The organism is Flavobacterium sp. 25HG05S-40 (assembly GCF_052654735.1).
Genome location: NZ_CP199750.1, coordinates 18,825 through 37,095 on the forward strand (window position 1 = coordinate 18,825; position 18,271 = coordinate 37,095).

Sequence of the window (18,271 nt, forward strand, 5' to 3'; positions counted from 1 at the left end):
TATTCGGTAAAAATTGTACTTTTATCGGTTATAATTAGAAATTGCTAAAATTGGAGAATTCAAACATCATATATCAAAAACTAGAAGACTTTATCAGAAAGTTTTATACTAATGAACTGCTGCGTGGCATTATTTTCTTCGTGGGTATTGGGTTGCTGTATTTTATCTTCACCTTGTTTGTCGAATATTTCCTTTGGCTGAAACCAACAGCCCGAACAGTTTTGTTTTACAGTTTTGTTTTGGTAGAACTTTTTCTGTTGTCTCGATTTATTTTTTTTCCGTTATTCAAATTATTCAAGCTTCAAAAGGGGATTGATTACAATCAGGCATCAGCAATAATTGGAAATCATTTCAACGAAGTAGGTGACAAGCTGACTAACTTTTTACAACTTTCACAAGATAAAAACAAGTCGGAGTTGCTATTAGCATCTATAGACCAAAAAGCCAACACACTACAACCCATCCCTTTTGGAAACGCTATAAATCTTCGTAACAATAAAAAGTACTTGCCTTTAGCGCTACTACCGATATTGTTCTTTGCTTTCTTTTATATTTCTGGCAACAGTAATGTGATTTCTCAAAGTTTGAATAGGGTAGTTAATTTTAAACAACAATTTTTGCCTCCAGCACCTTTTGAGTTTGAAGTTTTGAACGCCAATTTACAAACAGAGCAAAACAAGGATTATCTTTTAAAAGTTAAAACCGTTGGAAAAGTTGTTCCCGAAAACGCGATGATTTTCATTGGCGATGAAAGTTATTATATGGAAAGTAGTAAACCGGGAGAATTTGAATTTGTTATTCCGAAACCTTCGGATGATTTAGCGTTTCATCTCGAAGCGAACAATGTTTCCTCTAACGATTACGAACTAAAAGTCGTTACAGTTCCCTCGATTGCCAATTTTGAAATGCTACTGCGTTTCCCGGGTTATTTGAATAAAAAAGCAGAAGTTATTAAAGGAACCGGTAATGCAATTATCCCCGAAGGAACTCAGGTGACTTGGCGAATGAACACCCTGGCTACTCAAAAAGTGGATTGGGTAAATGAAAATTCACGATACACCTTCGGAAAGCAGGACAATGTTTTTTCATTAACCAAAAGCATTCTTCAGAATGTGGATTACCAAATTTTAACTTCGAATAATAAGGTTCTGAACTACGAAAAACTGAACTATCAAATTTCTGTTATCAAGGATCAGTTTCCAACGATTACCGTAAACAATGCTCCCGATAGTTTAAAAGTTAATAAAAACTTCGTTTTGGGTCAGGTTTCAGACGATTATGGCTTGTCTAAGTTACTAATTGTCTACTATCCTAAAGAGACTCCGAATCAAACAAAAAAAGCAACGATAGCGGTTAAAAGAGATGTTTACGACCAGTTTGTATTTTCTTTTCCAAGCAATCTTCCGGTAGAAGAAGGTGTTTCGTATGAATACTATTTTGAAATTTTTGATAATGATGCAATTCATAATTTCAAAAGCACGAAATCATCTGTATTCAGCAACAGAATTGCTACCGAAGAGGAAAAGCAGGACGAGATGATGCAGCAGCAAAACGAGAATATCAATTCGCTAGCAAAATCTTTAAAAGCTCAGGACAAACAACTTTCGGAAATGGACAAGTTGCAAAAAATGGGCAAAGAGAAAGATAATTTAGAATATAAAGAGCAACAAAAAGTCAACGATTTTATCCAACGTCAAAAGCAACAGGATGAGATGATGAAAGAGTTCTCCGAGAAGATGAAAGAAAATCTGGAGCAATTCAAATCGGAGAAAAAAGATGAGAAGAAAGAAGCGCTTCAGGAACGACTTGAAAAATCAAAAGAAGAAATAGAAAAGAACAAAAAACTCCTTGACGAACTTAAGAAGTTGAATGATAAAATCAACAAAGATGAGTTGTTTGAAAAGATGGAGAAATTCCAGCAAGCTAGTAAAAATCAGACGAAGAGTTTAGAGCAATTAGTGGAGCTTACTAAGCGTTACTATGTAGAGAAAAAAGCGCAGCAAATTGCGGATAAAATGAATAAGCTTGCAGAAAAGCAAGATAAATTAGCTGACAAAACGGAAGAGAACAACACAGAAAAGCAAGAAGAAATTAACAAAGAGTTTGATAAGCTACAAGAAGAACTTAAGGACTTGCAAAAAGAAAATAAGGAATTAAAATCTCCTATGGATATGCCTAAGACGGAAGAAAAGGAGAAAAGCATTGACGAAGATTTAAAGGATGCTAAAGAGCAATTGCAAAAGCAGCAAAAAGAGAAAGCCAAGCCAAAACAGAAAAGTGCTTCAAAAAAAATGAAGCAAATGAGTAAGCAAATGCAGGAACAAATGGCTTCTGGTGAAATGGAACAAATGGAAGAAGATGTAGCGATGTTGCGTCAGATTTTAGACAATCTTTTGGCCTATTCGTTTTCTCAAGAAGATGTGATGAAGCAGTTTAAGAATTTAAAACGTGGTGCACCGGCTTTTAATAAAAGTTTAAAGACCCAACAAGATTTAAAACAACAATTTAAACACGTAGACGATAGTTTATTTGCCATGTCATTGCGTAATCCGAAGATAGCAGAAGAGGTTACTAAGGAAATTGGTAATGTTCAGTATAATGTTGATAAAGCAATTGAAAATTTAGCAGAATCAAATGTGCCTAAAGGTAATTCACATCAACAGTATGCAGTCTCTTCCTCTAATAAATTAGCAGATATGTTGAGCGATATCTTAAACGGAATGCAGATGCAAATGTCAGGAGCCGGAGCTGGAAAGCCAAAACCTGGACAAGGACAAGGTGGAATGCAATTGCCGGATATTATTAAAAAGCAGGAAGGTCTTGGAGAGAAGATGAAGAAGGGTATGAAAAAAGGTGATAAACCTGGAGAAGGTCAAGAAGGTAGCAAAGGAGAAAAAGAAGGCCAAGGTCAAGACGGACAACAAGGCAGTAACGGTCAGAAAGAAGGAAAAGGAGAAAGCGGCAATGGTAAGGGTAATAGTGGTAAAGGACAAGGAAACCAAAATGGTGGTGAGAATGGTCAGGACGGAGAAGGTGATGCTAAAGCCATTATGGAAATTTACAAAGAACAACAGCAATTGAGAGAAGCTCTGGAAAAGGAGCTTAAAAAACAAGGAGTTGGAGGAAATGGTCAAAATGCGCTTGATCAAATGAAGCAAATAGAAAAGCAATTGTTGAATAAAGGTTTTAATAATGAAACGCTTCAAAAGATTTTAAATGTTAAATATGAGTTGTTGAAATTGGAAAAGGCTGTCCAACAACAGGGTGAAGACAAAAAGCGTCAATCAGAAACGAATAAGAAAGAATATAATAATCAGGCAACTGCATTACCAAGCAGACTTCAAGATTATTTAAAGAGTATTGAAATTTTAAATAGACAAAGCTTACCTTTGCGCTCCAATTTTAACCAGAAGGTTCAAGAATATTTTAAAACCAATGATTAGTTTTAATTACGAGTTAGATTTCAAATTAGAAGAAGAAGCCGCTTATTCAGAATGGATATCTAAAGTTATTAGCTCTGAAAACAAGCACGAAGGAGAGATAAACTATATCTTCTGTGACGATAACTATTTAGTTGAATTAAACCAGCAGTATTTGGACCACGACACGCTTACCGATATTATAAGCTTTGATTATTCTGAGGGAAACCACTTACATGGTGATATTTTCATTTCTATAGAAAGAGTACGTGATAATGCATTAGATTTTGATGTGCTTTTTGAGGATGAATTAAAAAGAGTTTTAGCTCACGGAGTTTTACACTATTGTGGATATAAAGATAAAAGCGAGGAAGACGAGAAACTTATGCGTCAAAAAGAAGAGGAAAAAATGAAAATGTTTTATAAATAGTCTAGATGAGAAATATTAAAAAATTTAGTATAATTGTTTTGTTAGCATTACCGTCGTTATTTTTTGCACAGACATATGCCGTTGACACAACTTTTAATACTGGTAATTCAGGTCTTCTTGGAAATCTTTTCGCAATGGTGCAGCAAGCTGATGGGAAAATAGTTATTGGAGGCAGTTTTGTTTCATACAATGGAGTTACACGTAATGGAATAGCAAGATTGAATGCAGATGGTACATTGGATGAATCCTTTATTACTGGAACAGGTGTGGCTTCTGGAGTGAATCCTGGAGTGGTATACGATTTGGCGATTGACTCTAATGGTAAAATTTTAGCGGTTGGAAATTTTTCAACTTACAAAGGAGGGGCAAAGAATTGCATAGTACGGATTAATGATGATGGAAGTGTAGATCCCACTTTCATAGGAACAAATTTATTTAGTAGTCCTGCTCAAGGCGTTAAAAGTTTGTGGAGTGTTAAGGTTACTTCAGAAGGCAAAATTCTTGTTGGCGGTAGTTATAGAGTTATTGGACAGTCTTCAAAAAACTTTATACGTTTGAATGCTGATGGCTCTTATGATTCTAGCTTTGTTTATCCAAATTCAACTTTTCAGGATATGGAAATAGTCAAAGACATAGAAGTTCAGGCCGATGGTAAAATTGTAGTTGCTTTTTCAGCCACTTTTAACATGCCAATAAAGCGATTCAATGCTGATGGAACTATAGACAGTACATTTCAGAATTTAGATTTTTTTCTTTCAGGAAATAAGATCTTTTGTAAACCTGATGGAAATGTTTTGTTAGGGGGATTGATGATTGATTACAATGATGCTAGTCTTGGGTTTGTTTTGATGGGGCTTAATAACAATGGATCTTTTGATTCCAATTTTTCAAATATCCCGTTTCAGAGTACAGCAATAGCTAACAATATAGTTTATGAAATTAAACCTCTATCGGACAAGTTCCTTATAGGGGGTAATTTAAATTATGCGAATGGAGTTGTTAATGATAGGCTTTTAAGGATTAATGCTGATGGAACTTCTGACAGTACTTTTTCAGTAGGAACCGGCCCTAATGGTACTGTTTATGTTGTTGACATGACTATCGATAATAAAATACTAGTTGCAGGAAACTTTTCTGCTGTTAATGGCGTTTTTTCGAGAGGCATTGCTAGGTTGGCAGATTTTCAATTGTCGAGCCCAAATTTTGTCGGAAATGATTTTACTTTGTCGTCTAGTAAAGGCAGTTATATCCTTCATTCAAACAATACTGAAATCCAATCTGTAGAATTGTATGATACTACGGGAAAAAAGCTACATAAATCAAATAATATTAACAGTTCTGATTTTTTTATTGAGAGCAATTTTGCTCAAGGACTTAAGATTTTCAGAATATGTTTTTCTGATAATTCCACAAAGACAGTTAAGGTTATTGACTAATTGTTCCACGTGAAACATAATTAAATAATGTTTTTAGAAAAATACGATGTAATAGTTGTGGGTGCAGGCCATGCAGGTTGCGAGGCCGCCGCGTCAGCGGCAAATTTGGGCTGTAGTACGCTATTGGTTACAATGAGTCTGCAAAACATTGCGCAGATGTCTTGCAATCCTGCTATGGGTGGAATTGCAAAAGGACAGATTGTTCGTGAGATTGATGCGCTTGGTGGATATTCCGGAATTATATCCGATAAAACTGCCGTCCAGTTTAAAATGCTTAACAAATCGAAAGGACCCGCTATGTGGTCTCCAAGAGTACAGTCCGACCGAATGCGTTTTGCTGAAGAATGGCGGTTGCGATTAGAGCAAACTCCGAATGTCGATTTCTATCAGGAGATGGTCAAAGGGCTTTTGATTAAGAATAATAAGATAGAAGGGATTGTTACGTCACTCGGGATTGAAATCAAAGCTAAGACCGTTGTGTTAACCAATGGCACTTTTCTTAATGGTTTAATTCATATTGGTGATAAACAATTTGGAGGAGGAAGAGCTGGTGAAAGTGCAGCCTATGGTATCACAGATGATTTAATTAAAGTTGGTTTCGAAGCGGGAAGAATGAAAACCGGGACACCACCCAGAGTTGATGGACGTTCTTTAGATTATTCTAAAATGAGAGAAGAACTTGGTGACGAATTTCCAGATAAGTTTTCTTATTCAGATGAAACTAAGCCTTTGACACATCAAAAGCCATGTCATATGACCTATACTTCTAATGAGGTGCATAGTATTCTCAGGGAAGGTTTTGATCGTTCCCCAATGTTTAATGGTAGAATAAAAAGTATTGGACCAAGATATTGCCCTTCTATTGAGGACAAGATAAATCGTTTTGCCGATAAAGAGAGACATCAACTGTTTGTTGAGCCTGAAGGATGGAACACCGTTGAGGTTTACGTGAATGGTTTTTCCACTTCATTGCCAGAAGATATTCAGTTTAAAGCGCTGCGTTCTGTGGAAGGTTTTGATAAGGTTAAGTTTTTCCGACCAGGTTACGCCATTGAATACGATTATTTTCCTCCAACTCAATTGAAACATACGCTAGAAACTAAATTAGTTGACGGTCTATACTTCGCAGGGCAAATAAATGGTACAACAGGTTACGAAGAAGCGGCTTCTCAAGGATTAATGGCTGGTATTAATGCGGCTCTTAAAGTAAAGGAGCAGGAACCAATGATTCTTCGTCGTGATGAAGCCTATATCGGAGTTTTGATAGACGACTTGATTACGAAAGGAACTGAAGAGCCCTACCGAATGTTCACATCTCGTGCGGAATACAGAACATTATTGCGCCAGGACAATGCGGATTTCCGCTTAACTCCAAAATCTTATGAAATTGGTTTAGCTTCTGAAAAGCAATTGAGAAGAATGGAACACAAATTCAATGAAAGTGAAAAAATGGTTGCCTTTTTCAAAGAGACCAGCGTCTCTCCAGAAGAAGCCAATCCAATTTTAGAATCAAAAGAGAGTTCACTGATGCTTCAATCAGATAAAATGTTTAAAGTGTTTTCACGACCACAAATTGAGCTAGATGATTTTATGAAGTTTGACAAAGTCAAGAACTATGTTGTCGAAAATGATTTGGATAAAGAAATAATCGAACAAGCGGAAATTCAGGTAAAATATTCAGGTTATATAGAAAAGGAACGAAACAATGCTGAAAAATTAATTCGACTAGAAGATATTAAAATCCCTGAAAATTTTGATTATCATAAAATCAAATCGATGTCAATTGAAGCTAAGCAAAAGCTAAGTTCTATTAGACCGGTAACTATTTCACAAGCATCAAGAATCAGCGGTGTTTCTCCATCAGATATTTCAGTTTTATTAATTTATATGGGAAGATAACAATCTGTTCCACGTGAAACTAAGTTTCGCAAGCCCTACTAATAAAGAGTTTTATGAGTTTTCAGAACAATATTTTTTTTAAAAAAGTTAAAGATTATTCCGTTTCAAACGAGATTTTCGAATTGCACCACAATCCCGAGTATGATTTATTAATCACTTTTCCGAAGCCAAGTTTAGAAAAATTACCTAGTTATTATGAAAGTGATGATTACATTTCCCACACAGACGGAAAACGATCATTATTTGAAAGAGTATACCATATAATAAAAAACATTGCACTTAAAAATAAAGTAAAGCTAATTAATGCGCAATCTGAAAAAGGAAGGCTTTTAGACATAGGAGCTGGAACAGGAGATTTTTTAGTAGTGGCAAAAAATGAGGGTTGGCAGACAATAGGAATTGAACCAAGTTTGAAAGCAAAATCGATAGCTTTAAAAAAGGGAGTAAACTTTGCAGATAATTTATCGAATCTGGAAAGCCATTCTTTTGATGTAATTACCATGTGGCACGTTTTGGAGCACGTGCCTAATTTAGAGGAGTATATTTTAGAGTTAAAAAGATTACTAAAACCAAAGGGAACAATTATTATAGCGGTCCCAAACTTTAAATCTTTTGATGCCAATTATTACGGAAGATTTTGGGCGGCTTATGATGTGCCGAGACACATCTGGCATTTTTCGAGAACTGCTATTCAAAAATTGTTTTCTGAAAAAGAAATGCTTTTAGTAGACGTGCTACCAATGAAGTTTGATAGTTTTTATGTAAGTCTATTGTCAGAGAAATACAAATCTGGAAAAATGAATTTTATCAAGGCTTTTTTTGTTGGATTAAAGTCAAATCTCAACGGAAAGCGAACAAATGAGTTTTCATCTCATATTTATGTGATTAAAAACAGCTAAAAATCGAAATTAAAGCCCACTTTCGCCGAAAGTAACCTCAAATGCATTTGTGGTTGATAAAATGGTAAAGTTTCTTTATTTAGCTTTATTTGAGGGTAAAAACAATAGATAAAAAACATAACAAATTAAACCTTAATAAATAAAAATTATATCATAAAAGAGACAATACATCAACCTTAGATTATTGAATTTAATTTTTATACTTTTGGACTCGAAAAATAATTAGTAAAACATAATGAAAAAAACAATCTTCCTTATTGCATTCGCATTTGCAATCATTTCTTGCAATAAAACAACAGAAATTAAAGAGTTTAAAACAGCCTATATAGATACATCAAAATTGATGGAAGAATCGACAGAGGCAAAAGATATTGAAGCAAAATATAAAGACAAAGCCAAAGTAATGGGTAGTCAATTAGATGCAGAAGTCGCTCAGTTCAAATCAGAAGCAGCAAGTTTTAGAGAAAATGCACAAAAAAATGGTCAAGCCTGGGCACAACAAAAAGGCTCAGAATTACAACAAAGAGAAGAGAGATTGACGTATGCGCAACAAGCAATGTTACAGCAATTGCAACAGGAAAGCGGAGTTGAGCAAGATTCAATGGTAAAAAATTATAGAAAAATAATTCAGGAATATGGTAAACAAAAAGGCTTTGACTACATTTACGGATCTGGCGATGTTTCACCATCTGTTTTATATGCAAAAGACAGTTATGATATTACCAAAGAAGTAATAAAATTAATCAACGACAAATATCAGTCTACTAACAAAAAGGAAGAAACTCCTAAAGAAGAGAAAAAATAAATCTTTTTATATAAAAAAAGCCGTCTCAATCAGGACGGCTTTTTATTTTAAGTATATCAAGATAGCCAAAAAACAGCTAAAACTGCTGGCAAAAAATAGATGGCAATAGTTCTGGCACCATCATAATCTTTTGCTAAACGTTGACCTAAAAGCAACAAAATCAGGGTAATACAAGAAAAAACTGCACCATAATAGCCAAATGTCCTCTCGCCATTAATTAATAATTGTACACAGCCAACTAAAGTTAAAATACCCGTTATTAATTCTAAAAGCAATATTACTCCAAGCGCAGCAGGAACATTGTTTTTAAGTAGTGAGGTATTCGCAAAATGACTTTTAAGCCAATCAACATTTCCTTGCCAGGCAAATACTTTATCATAAGCAGATTGTATAAAAGTGACAGCTAAAAAAATCAAAACAAGTACAGAAGCAGTATTGGTCATAGGAATTAGTTTTTATGAATTAATCTCGTCAGTTTTATTGATAAATCGGTAAGTATAATCTTGGCATTTCCATTTCGTTCTATATGATAAATGGCATCTGAAAGCTCTTTAAAAATAGCATTTATATTGTTTCCATTGACAAAAGGTGCGAATTTAGCAATGCTGAAGTTCTCAATTTTAGGCTCTACATAAACCAGATTTTGCGTTTCATAATTAAACAATAATGCCTGTCGAAACATGACAATGCAATAGTTTAAAAATTGTTTTTGTCCTTCTCGACCTAAACCAGCAACTTCTTCACTCCACACAATCAAATCCTGAATTGCAGCAGCATTCCCTTTTGCTCTAAAAGCAGCCCGAACCCAATCAACAAACCACTTTTCAAAAGGTAAGTCTTCGGCATCGTTGTTAACGATATGAATGGCTTTATTATAATTTCCCTGAGCTTGATGGGAAACTTTTGTTGCTGAAGCATCATCCAGAAAGTATTTATCTTTAATCGCTTTTGCTATTATAGCTTCAGGTAAAGCCCCAAAATGCAATACTTGACATCTTGAGCGAATCGTTTGTATAATATCTTCTTCATTTTCAGTAATCAAGAGGAAGAGTGTTTTTTCAGGTGGTTCTTCGAGCAATTTTAGTAATTTATTTGAAGCCGAAATGTTCATTTTATCGGCCATCCAAACAATCATGATTTTATAACCTCCTTCGTAGGACTTTAAAGCTAATGATTTTAAAATATCCTGCGCGTCTTCTACTCGGATTTCACCCTGTTTATTTTGAACCCCTAAATGTTTGTACCAATCAAATAAGCTACCGTAAGGATTTGCTAAAACAAATTCACGCCAGTCACTTATGAAATCAGCACTTTTAGGTTTAGTCTTTACTTCTTCATTCGTAACATTGGGATACACAAAATGTAAATCAGGATGGGAAAGCGATTGAAATTTTAGGTTACAGCTTTCATTGCCACCCCTATTTTCAGAGCCTAAATTGGAACATAAAACAAATTGCGCGTAAGCTATAGCCATGGCTAAAGTTCCACAGCCTTCAGGGCCAACAAATAATTGTGCATGAGGAATTCTTCCCGATGCAGCGCTCTTAACGAGATGATTTTTTATGTAGTCCTGACCAAGAATGTCTGAAAAATGCATAGGCAAATATAACGGAAATATTTTGCTAATTTGAATAACAATTAGAAAGCAAAGAGGCGGTTCTTTTTCAGAAACTGCTTTCTATTCGTTTGAGGATAAAGTTTTTAAACCTTAAAATTCCCTTAAAAAACATCGACAAAAGCACAAAAACTACCGATGAAATTAAATTTTACTATATTTGCAAGGATGCAAACCCTGAAAAACACAAAATGAAAACCCTTCAAGATTTCAATTTCAAAGGCAAAAAAGCCCTAATAAGAGTTGATTTTAATGTTCCCTTAGACGAAAATTTTAATGTTACTGATGCTACTAGAATTGAAGCTGCAAAGTCAACTATAGATACTATTCTTGCTGATGGCGGAAGTGTAATTTTAATGTCTCATCTAGGAAGACCTAAAGGAAAAGAAGATAAATATTCATTACGACATATTGTAGAAAAAACATCGGAAGTGTTGGGCAGAAATGTTCACTTTGCGTCAGATTGTAGAGGAGATATAGCTGCAAAAGCTGCCCGTGATTTAAAACCAGGCGAAGTTTTATTGTTAGAAAATCTTCGATTTTATCCTGAAGAAGAAGCAGGAGATGAAGGTTTTGCTAAAGAATTAGCTTCTTTGGGAGATATTTATGTGAACGATGCTTTTGGGACTGCTCACAGAGCGCATGCCTCTACAACGATAATTGCTAAATTTTTTCCCAATGCAAAATGTTTTGGTACACTTTTAGCTAAAGAAATCGAAAGTTTAGAGCGGGTTTTGAATAACTCTGTAAAACCTGTAACTGCAGTTTTAGGAGGGTCTAAAGTTTCTTCAAAGATTACTGTTATTGAAAATATTTTAGACAAAGTGGATCACATGATTATTGGTGGCGGAATGACATTCACTTTTGTAAAAGCCCTAGGTGGCAAAATCGGAGATTCTATTTGTGAAGATGACAAACAGGAATTGGCTTTAGAAATTTTGCGTTTGGCTAAAGAAAAAAACGTTCAAATTCACATACCAGTTGACGTTGTGGCAGCAGATGCCTTTTCAAATAATGCCAATACTAAGATTGTAGATGTTCGGGAAATTCCTGATGGATGGCAAGGATTAGATGCGGGCCCAAAATCATTAGAGAATTTTAGAAAGGTTATCATGGAATCGAAAACAATTCTTTGGAACGGTCCATTAGGTGTTTTTGAAATGGAAAATTTTGCTAACGGAACCATTGAATTAGGGAATTATATAGCTGCGTCAACAGCAAATGGTGCTTTTTCTCTTGTCGGAGGAGGCGATTCCGTAGCTGCGGTTAAACAATTTGGTTTAGAAGATAAAATGAGCTATGTTTCAACTGGCGGTGGCGCTATGTTGGAAATGTTAGAAGGACAAACGCTACCTGGAATTGCAGCTATTTTAAGTTAAAATTTTGTGGCAACACAATAAAAAACAATATGCTACGTTATTAATTGGTGACAATTAATAAAACTGAATTCGAAATAAACACTTTACACAATAAAGTTATGATCATAAAAAAAATCACATCTCTGGCGCTAATCCTGGTATCATCGGCAGTTTTTGCTCAAGATACCATCGTCGCTACAGCGATAAAAAAAGAGCCGTTAACGAGAAGAGAAGTTCTTGATTCCATTAAAGCGACTTTTGTACAAGACAACATTGCATCTTGTGTCGATAGCTTGTGGATGCAGGAATTAGCAAGTTTGGATTTGTATAACGAACTGAGCTTTGACATCAAAAATATCGATGTGGATCAGAAAGTGGATTACGAATTGTCCACAGAACTTTTAAAAGAAAGACTGAAGAAGCTGGACGAAAAATCACCCTTCAATATCGAATATAATGTTGGTTTAGAAAACGTAATCAAATCTTTCTTAAAAAACAGAAAAAGAGCATTCGAAAGATTAATGGGCGTTTCTCAGTTTTATTTTCCAATGTTTGAAGAATCATTAGCAGCTCAGAATATTCCACTTGAAATTAAGTATTTATCTGTTGTGGAATCGGCATTGAATCCTAGAGCAGTTTCAAGAGTAGGAGCAACAGGTTTGTGGCAGTTTATGTATCAGACCGGTAAACAATACGGATTAAAAGTGGATACTTATGTAGACGAAAGAAGCGATCCTTTGAAAGCGAGTAAAGCCGCCACGCAATACATGAAAAATATGTATGGTATTTTTGGGGATTGGGATTTGGTTCTTGCCTCCTATAATACAGGTCCGGGTAATGTTGCTAAAGCAATCCGTCGATCAGGAGGAAAACAAAATTACTGGAACATCAGACCTTATCTTCATAAAGAAACTCAAGGATATTTACCTGCCTTTTTGGCAACGATGTACATCTTTGAATACCATAAAGAACATGGCATAAAACCAGACAAAGCCATCGCTAATCATTTCGCTACAGATACTGTAATGATAAAGAATGCAATGACTTTCAAACAAATTTCTGATTTGTTAGACGTTCCTATTGCCGAATTGCAGTTCTTAAATCCGTCTTACAAGAGAGAAGTTGTTCCTTATATCACAGGAGAAAATCATTATTTGAGATTACCGGTGAATAAGATTGCTGTATTTACGTCAAACGAGGATAAAATATATGCTTTCGTAAAGTATGAGGCCGACAAAAGAGAAAGACCTTATGAGAGTATGCTCGCTTCAAGAAGTACTAACAGCTCTGAAAACGAGGGTACGGTTTCAAGAATTAAGTATCATAAAGTCAGAAAAGGGGATAGCCTTAGTGAGATTTCAGACCGTTATGGTATAACGATGACCGAACTCAAAAAGTGGAATCATCTTAAAAACAATAAAGCGCCTTTGGGTAGAAAATTAAAAATCTACACGATGGAAACCATAGCCTCAAACAATAAGAAAATAACCAAACCAGATACTGTTTCTGTTAAAGAACCATCGCAGATTGCCTCGCATTCTTCAAAAGTATTTAAAGAGGAAAAAGTAGTTTCTTATAAAGATGTTGTAAAATACCATAAAGTTAAAAGAGGGGATAACCTTGGTGAAATCTCAGATAAATTCGGAGTAACAGTTGCCGAAGTTAAAAAATGGAACAAACTTAAAGGAAGCAATATCATTCCCGGAAAAAGTTTGAAAATTATCAAAAACGAAAGAGTAGTAACCACAGTTAGAAAAGAGGTTAAGAACGATAAAAACGTGGAAACAGATGTTGCTTCAAATGAGGATGAAAAATCAAGCGATTTTTACGTTGTAGAAAGAGGTGATAACTTATTCAGTATTGCCAAAAAATTCAACGTTAGCTTAGAAGACTTGAAAAAATGGAATAATCTCGAAGAGTTGAATGTTGATCAAGGGATAAAACTAGCTGTAGCAGGCAACGAGGATTCAGCCAATGATACCGCAAACAAAGCAGATGTTAAAATCACAGAGCATATCGTAGAAAAAGGTGAAAACTTAGGAAGCATTTCCCGTAAATACGATGTAGCCGTTTCGGATATTAAGGATTGGAATAATTTAGAAGACAATAACATCCAGTTAGGCGCTACCTTAGTGGTAGGAAAAAAATATGTGATTACTTCTGATAACAAAAACACTTCCGCTAAAAAAGAAAGCATTGCTGCCAACGACAGAAATCAGGTAAAACTGTATTATGTAAAAAAAGGGGATTCTTTGTTTAGTATTGCTAAAAAATACCCAGGTGTTTCTATTTCAGATTTAAAAAAATGGAACGGCATCAAAAACGAAAGCCTTAAAGCCGGGATGAAATTAAAAATTAACGGTTAATCCGAAAATCTTCTATAAATTTGGGTTTTATTTCTATTATGAATAAAACCCTTTTTTTATGGCTTTTACTTCCGGCTTTTTTGTGTTCCTGTTCTTTTAAGGAAGACAAGACTCCTGATACATCTTCTGCAGCCATAAACACCATTTCCGTAATTATTGATGATCAGCTTTGGAACGGAGAAGTAGGTGATAGTATCCGAAACAAATTTGCATCGCCTGTTTTAGGGTTACCACAAGAAGAGCCTTTGTTTACCATCAATCAATATCCGGTAAAGCTTTTTGAAGGATTTTCAACAGGTAGCCATAATATCATTATCGTCAAGAAAGGCAATGAAAATAAATATGAATTCAAAGAAAATGAATTCGCAACTCCTCAAAATGCTTTTCATATTTCGGGGAAAACCTCTTTTGAAATAATTGAACTTCTGGAAGAGAATGCGCCAGACATTATTAAAAAGATGCGTGCGATTGAGGTTATTCACAATCAGGATATCTTTAAAGATTCCTTATTAAATACTAAAAAAATCCAAAAGAAGTTCAATATCGATTTGCTTATACCGTCCAAATATGAATACGTAATGCGAAGAAAGAATTTCATTTGGCTCAAAAGTGAAATCATAAGCGGGAACACTAGTCTAATCATTTATCAGATTCCGTGGAAAAGTATCCACACCAATACTGCTGTAAATGATATTGTCCGAACCAGAGACTCGATCGGAAAAGCCTACATTCACGGTTCGGATTACGGTACTCAGATGGTAACCGAAGCAGCGTATTCTCCTTATTTCTCTAAAATAATGCTTGCGGGAAATAAATGCTATGAAACCAAAGGAACTTGGCAAATGAAAAACGACTTTATGTCGGGACCTTTTATCAATTATACCATCTTTGATAAAGAACACCGACGAATATTGGTATTAGAGGGATTTTGCTATGCACCTTCGAAAGAAAAACGCGATTTGATGTTCGAATTGGAATCCATCATCAAATCTATTCAAATCAAAAAATAATTATGGACATACAATGGAAAATAAAGCGATTTGAGGCACTTTCTGCTATTGACTTATATAATTTACTGCAATTGCGCTCTGAAGTCTTTGTGGTGGAGCAAAACTGCGTTTATCAGGACATAGACGGTAAAGATCAAAAAGCATTGCACTTAATTGGCGAAGATAATGGGCAAACGGTTGCCTATGCTCGTTTATTCAAACCCAAAGATTATTTTGAAGAAGCCTCCATCGGAAGAGTAGTGGTTAAACCTACGTACCGAGATAAAAAATTAGGGCATATTCTCATGCGCGAAGCCATTTATTTTGTGAAACACCAATTTGGCGAAACTAAAATTACCATTTCTGCCCAGCTTTATCTAAAAAAATTCTACGAGAGCCATGGGTTTATCCAGACTAGCGAAACGTATCTCGAAGATGATATTCCTCATATTGAGATGAAGCGATCGTGATTAAATTCAGGCTTTATCCTCTGTAAATTTGTTTTACCATATTTACGATGAAAAGATTAGTACGGAAAAATTCGCAACGGTTAGATTTTAGTAATAACCAATTCCACTCTTCGGTCGTATTGCGCTCCTTTTCCTAAAGGCACTGTATTTCCATAACCTTTGAAAGTCATGCGGTCTTTCGAAATTTTCTTGAAAAGTAAATACTTGTAAACCGTTTGTGCGCGGTTAAAAGATAACTGTCGCTTTTTGGTATCCTTGTCAATAGCTTCTTTTTGATAAGGAGGCGTACAGCACACATGTCCCTGAATTTCGAATTGCAGATTTTTATATTTATGAAGCAGCTTTGCTATTTTGTCAAGGTCTGTTTTTGATTTGAATTCCAGTTTACTGCTGCCTCTTTGAAACAATACGTTTTCCAGATAAATATGGTCTCCAACGATATGGTTTTTTTGAATGGTAGTATAAAATCCCGGAATTTCGATTTTGGGCAAAGGTTTTACATTGACAACGATATCCACACGACGGTTTTTAGAGCGTTTTTCGGGAAGATTTTCCAAAATATCATCATCTATTAAAATCCGCCCTTTTCCTTCAATAGTTACAATGATTTTACTCTTAATACCATTTTCAATGAACTTGTCCTGAATAGCTGTAGCGCGTTTGGTAGAAAGTTTGAAATTATAGGCTTCTTTTCCAACATCATCGGTATAACCAAAAATCTGAATGGATTCGATTCGGGTAGAATCGGTTTTTTGTATAAAATCAACAGCGTCATGGACTTGTTTTTCATTCAAGACATGCTTATCAAAATCAAAGTAAACAGAATGGACAATTTCTTCCTGAGCCTGAAGCCATCCGAAAAACAATAGGGGTAAATATTTTAAAAACTTCATATTATAATTTCAAAATCTTAGTGTATTGAGCTTTGTCGTTGAGCACTTCGATAGCCTTTTTGATTTCGAAATTGCTTTTTAGGTAATATTGGTACAAACCTTCCTTGTACTGATATCTTTTGATGATTTCGTCTAAAAGTAAATTCTTGATTTCCTTCTGATTTTTATCAATTAACGTCTCTTCACTGCGTTCCAAAGCACTCAATAATTGTTGATATTCGGTAGCAATAGTAGCATCTAAATTTTCCTTTTTAGCTTTTTCCAAAGTATTTTTTAAAGCGATTTCTGTTTCGGTATTCATAGAAATCTTTTCTTTTTTCAGATAGGCTTTAAAATCCGCTAAGTCGGCATCAGAAATCGTAGGGATTTTGTCGCCAAGATTTGGGTTTTTGTAATAGTAATTAGTCGCATAGCTAAAGATAGCATCATTTTTTTGTAAAGCTTCGGCAATAGCACTAGTCTTGGTGTTTTCCAGAACGACATCAGGTAAAATACCGCCACCATCATATACGGTTCTTCCTTTTTGGGTTTTGAAGGCATTATAGTTTTTCTCTTCTGTTCGGATCGCTTTTCCGTTTTTATCTTTCCGTCCATAATCCAATGCCTGAATACATCTTCCGGATGGTGTGTAATATTTAGAAATAGTCACTTTAACCTGAGTTCCATAAGTCATATCAATCGGTCGCTGCACCAATCCTTTCCCGAAACTTCGGCTTCCGATGATAACGGCTCGGTCTAAATCTTGCAAAGCTCCGGCAACAATTTCAGAGGCGGACGCACTTTTCCCGTCTACAATTACTATTAGTGGAATTTCGGTATCGACAGGTTCTTTCGTTGTTTTGTTGGTATTGTTGTATTTGGTGTTTTTAGATTTTGTCGTTACAATCAACTCACCTCTTGGAACAAAAAGGTTACAAATGTTTACCGCTTCATGCAGTAAGCCACCACCATTGCCACGTAAATCCAAAATAATCTGTTTAGCTCCGTCTTCTTTTAATTTCTCCAAAGCTTCTTTGGTTTCTGAGGATGCCTTAGCGTTAAACTGCGTTAATACAATGTATCCGGTCTTATCATCTGCCATTCCGAAAAAAGGAACGGCTTTTACGGCTACTTCATCAAGAATTAATTGGGTACTCATGGGTTTCCCCTGACGCAGGTATTTAATATCGATTTTAGTTCCTTTTGCGCCTTTGGTTAATTGCGAGGCATCATCTTTAAAATCGGCCAATAATACGTCACCAATTTGGATAATTTCATCTCCGGCTTTGAGTCCGGCTTTGTCGGCAGGAAATCCTTTGTAAGGTTCTTTTACAATGAGTTTATCTTCTTTTCGGGTAATCATGGCGCCCATTCCGGTATATTCTCCGGTATTGTTTATTTTGAATTTGATGACATCCTGTTCATTGAAATAATTAGTATACGGATCCAAATCGGCCAACATACTTTTAATAGCCTTGTCCATTAATTCTGCCGGATTGGTTTCGTCTACATAATTTTGATTGATGGTTTTGTATAAGGTTGTGAAGATTTCAATTTGCTTGGAAATCTCAAAATAATCATCTTTAAAACTTACGCCAATAAAGAGAAACACACTCAATATTACCGGAATTATATATCTTTTTTTAATGCTTTTAATTTTCGATACCATCTTTTTTATTTTTTCGTTTGAATCGTTTTCTAATGAGAAGAATT

General features: G+C 35.2%; 14 protein-coding genes. 10 read left to right on the forward strand and 4 right to left on the reverse strand.

The features are described from left to right. Nucleotides 1-50: 50 nt before the first annotated feature. From ACULEU_RS00095 to ACULEU_RS00120, 6 genes are all read left to right on the forward strand, one after another. On the forward strand, nt 51-3,443 hold the full coding sequence (locus ACULEU_RS00095; protein WP_445453428.1) for a hypothetical protein: 3,393 nt from the start codon (nt 51-53) through the stop codon (nt 3,441-3,443). Continuing rightward, entirely contained in the window at nt 3,436-3,849 is a 414-nt protein-coding gene (gene ybeY, locus ACULEU_RS00100) for an rRNA maturation RNase YbeY (protein ID WP_445453429.1), read from the forward strand. The genes ACULEU_RS00095 and ybeY overlap by 8 nt, the downstream gene beginning before the upstream one ends. A gap of 5 nt (nt 3,850-3,854) precedes the next feature. Beyond that, nucleotides 3,855-5,285 carry a hypothetical protein gene (locus tag ACULEU_RS00105; RefSeq protein ID WP_445453430.1) on the forward strand — a complete coding sequence of 477 codons (1,431 nt, stop codon included), beginning with the start codon at nt 3,855-3,857 and terminating at the stop codon, nt 5,283-5,285. Between the two features lie 27 nt (nt 5,286-5,312). Beyond that, entirely contained in the window at nt 5,313-7,184 is a 1,872-nt protein-coding gene (mnmG, locus tag ACULEU_RS00110; protein ID WP_445453431.1) for a tRNA uridine-5-carboxymethylaminomethyl(34) synthesis enzyme MnmG, read from the forward strand. A 53-nt stretch (nt 7,185-7,237) separates the two neighbouring features. Beyond that, nucleotides 7,238-8,083, forward strand: a complete 846-nt coding sequence (locus ACULEU_RS00115) for a class I SAM-dependent methyltransferase (protein WP_445453432.1) — start codon at nt 7,238-7,240, stop codon at nt 8,081-8,083. A gap of 235 nt (nt 8,084-8,318) precedes the next feature. Further along, the gene (locus ACULEU_RS00120) at nt 8,319-8,888 is read left to right on the forward strand and encodes an OmpH family outer membrane protein (protein WP_445453433.1); all 570 of its coding nucleotides are present in this window, start codon (nt 8,319-8,321) and stop codon (nt 8,886-8,888) included. A gap of 56 nt (nt 8,889-8,944) precedes the next feature. Here the strand turns inward: ACULEU_RS00120 and ACULEU_RS00125 are convergent, their stop codons facing one another. Both ACULEU_RS00125 and ACULEU_RS00130 read right to left on the reverse strand, forming a co-directional pair. Continuing rightward, the gene (locus ACULEU_RS00125) at nt 8,945-9,331 is read right to left on the reverse strand and encodes a DoxX family protein (RefSeq protein ID WP_445453434.1); all 387 of its coding nucleotides are present in this window, start codon (nt 9,329-9,331) and stop codon (nt 8,945-8,947) included. A gap of 5 nt (nt 9,332-9,336) precedes the next feature. After that, nucleotides 9,337-10,485 carry a DNA polymerase III subunit gene (locus tag ACULEU_RS00130; RefSeq protein WP_445453435.1) on the reverse strand — a complete coding sequence of 383 codons (1,149 nt, stop codon included), beginning with the start codon at nt 10,483-10,485 and terminating at the stop codon, nt 9,337-9,339. A gap of 209 nt (nt 10,486-10,694) precedes the next feature. On the opposite strand from ACULEU_RS00130, the gene ACULEU_RS00135 reads away from it, so the two are divergent. From ACULEU_RS00135 to ACULEU_RS00150, 4 genes are all read left to right on the forward strand, one after another. Continuing rightward, nucleotides 10,695-11,882 carry a phosphoglycerate kinase gene (locus tag ACULEU_RS00135; RefSeq protein WP_445453436.1) on the forward strand — a complete coding sequence of 396 codons (1,188 nt, stop codon included), beginning with the start codon at nt 10,695-10,697 and terminating at the stop codon, nt 11,880-11,882. A gap of 98 nt (nt 11,883-11,980) precedes the next feature. Beyond that, entirely contained in the window at nt 11,981-14,227 is a 2,247-nt protein-coding gene (locus ACULEU_RS00140) for a LysM peptidoglycan-binding domain-containing protein (protein ID WP_445453437.1), read from the forward strand. 38 nt (nt 14,228-14,265) lie between these two features. Next, nucleotides 14,266-15,237 (forward strand): DUF4837 family protein, encoded by a 972-nt coding sequence (locus ACULEU_RS00145; protein WP_445453438.1) that lies wholly within the window; start codon nt 14,266-14,268, stop codon nt 15,235-15,237. Between the two features lie 2 nt (nt 15,238-15,239). Beyond that, nucleotides 15,240-15,686: a GNAT family N-acetyltransferase gene (locus ACULEU_RS00150; RefSeq protein ID WP_445453439.1), complete on the forward strand. Its 447-nt coding sequence runs from the start codon at nt 15,240-15,242 to the stop codon at nt 15,684-15,686. An 80-nt stretch (nt 15,687-15,766) separates the two neighbouring features. Here the strand turns inward: ACULEU_RS00150 and ACULEU_RS00155 are convergent, their stop codons facing one another. Beyond that, nucleotides 15,767-16,579, reverse strand: a complete 813-nt coding sequence (locus ACULEU_RS00155; protein WP_445453440.1) for an OmpA family protein — start codon at nt 16,577-16,579, stop codon at nt 15,767-15,769. 1 nt (nt 16,580) lies between these two features. Further along, nucleotides 16,581-18,227, reverse strand: coding sequence for a S41 family peptidase (locus tag ACULEU_RS00160; RefSeq protein ID WP_445453441.1), 1,647 nt, complete (start codon nt 18,225-18,227; stop codon nt 16,581-16,583). Nucleotides 18,228-18,271 lie beyond the last annotated feature (44 nt).

What these genes read in the sequence shown, in the direction of transcription:
- ybeY (WP_445453429.1), top strand. Translation starts at nt 3,436, where the DNA reads ATGATTAGTTTTAATTACGAGTTAGATTTCAAATTAGAAGAAGAAGCC.
- ACULEU_RS00105 (WP_445453430.1), top strand. Translation starts at nt 3,855, where the DNA reads ATGAGAAATATTAAAAAATTTAGTATAATTGTTTTGTTAGCATTACCG.
- mnmG (WP_445453431.1), top strand. Translation starts at nt 5,313, where the DNA reads ATGTTTTTAGAAAAATACGATGTAATAGTTGTGGGTGCAGGCCATGCA.
- ACULEU_RS00115 (WP_445453432.1), top strand. Translation starts at nt 7,238, where the DNA reads ATGAGTTTTCAGAACAATATTTTTTTTAAAAAAGTTAAAGATTATTCC.
- ACULEU_RS00120 (WP_445453433.1), top strand. Translation starts at nt 8,319, where the DNA reads ATGAAAAAAACAATCTTCCTTATTGCATTCGCATTTGCAATCATTTCT.
- ACULEU_RS00125 (WP_445453434.1), bottom strand. Translation starts at nt 9,331, where the DNA reads ATGACCAATACTGCTTCTGTACTTGTTTTGATTTTTTTAGCTGTCACT.
- ACULEU_RS00130 (WP_445453435.1), bottom strand. Translation starts at nt 10,485, where the DNA reads ATGCATTTTTCAGACATTCTTGGTCAGGACTACATAAAAAATCATCTC.
- ACULEU_RS00135 (WP_445453436.1), top strand. Translation starts at nt 10,695, where the DNA reads ATGAAAACCCTTCAAGATTTCAATTTCAAAGGCAAAAAAGCCCTAATA.
- ACULEU_RS00140 (WP_445453437.1), top strand. Translation starts at nt 11,981, where the DNA reads ATGATCATAAAAAAAATCACATCTCTGGCGCTAATCCTGGTATCATCG.
- ACULEU_RS00145 (WP_445453438.1), top strand. Translation starts at nt 14,266, where the DNA reads ATGAATAAAACCCTTTTTTTATGGCTTTTACTTCCGGCTTTTTTGTGT.
- ACULEU_RS00150 (WP_445453439.1), top strand. Translation starts at nt 15,240, where the DNA reads ATGGACATACAATGGAAAATAAAGCGATTTGAGGCACTTTCTGCTATT.
- ACULEU_RS00155 (WP_445453440.1), bottom strand. Translation starts at nt 16,579, where the DNA reads ATGAAGTTTTTAAAATATTTACCCCTATTGTTTTTCGGATGGCTTCAG.
- ACULEU_RS00160 (WP_445453441.1), bottom strand. Translation starts at nt 18,227, where the DNA reads ATGGTATCGAAAATTAAAAGCATTAAAAAAAGATATATAATTCCGGTA.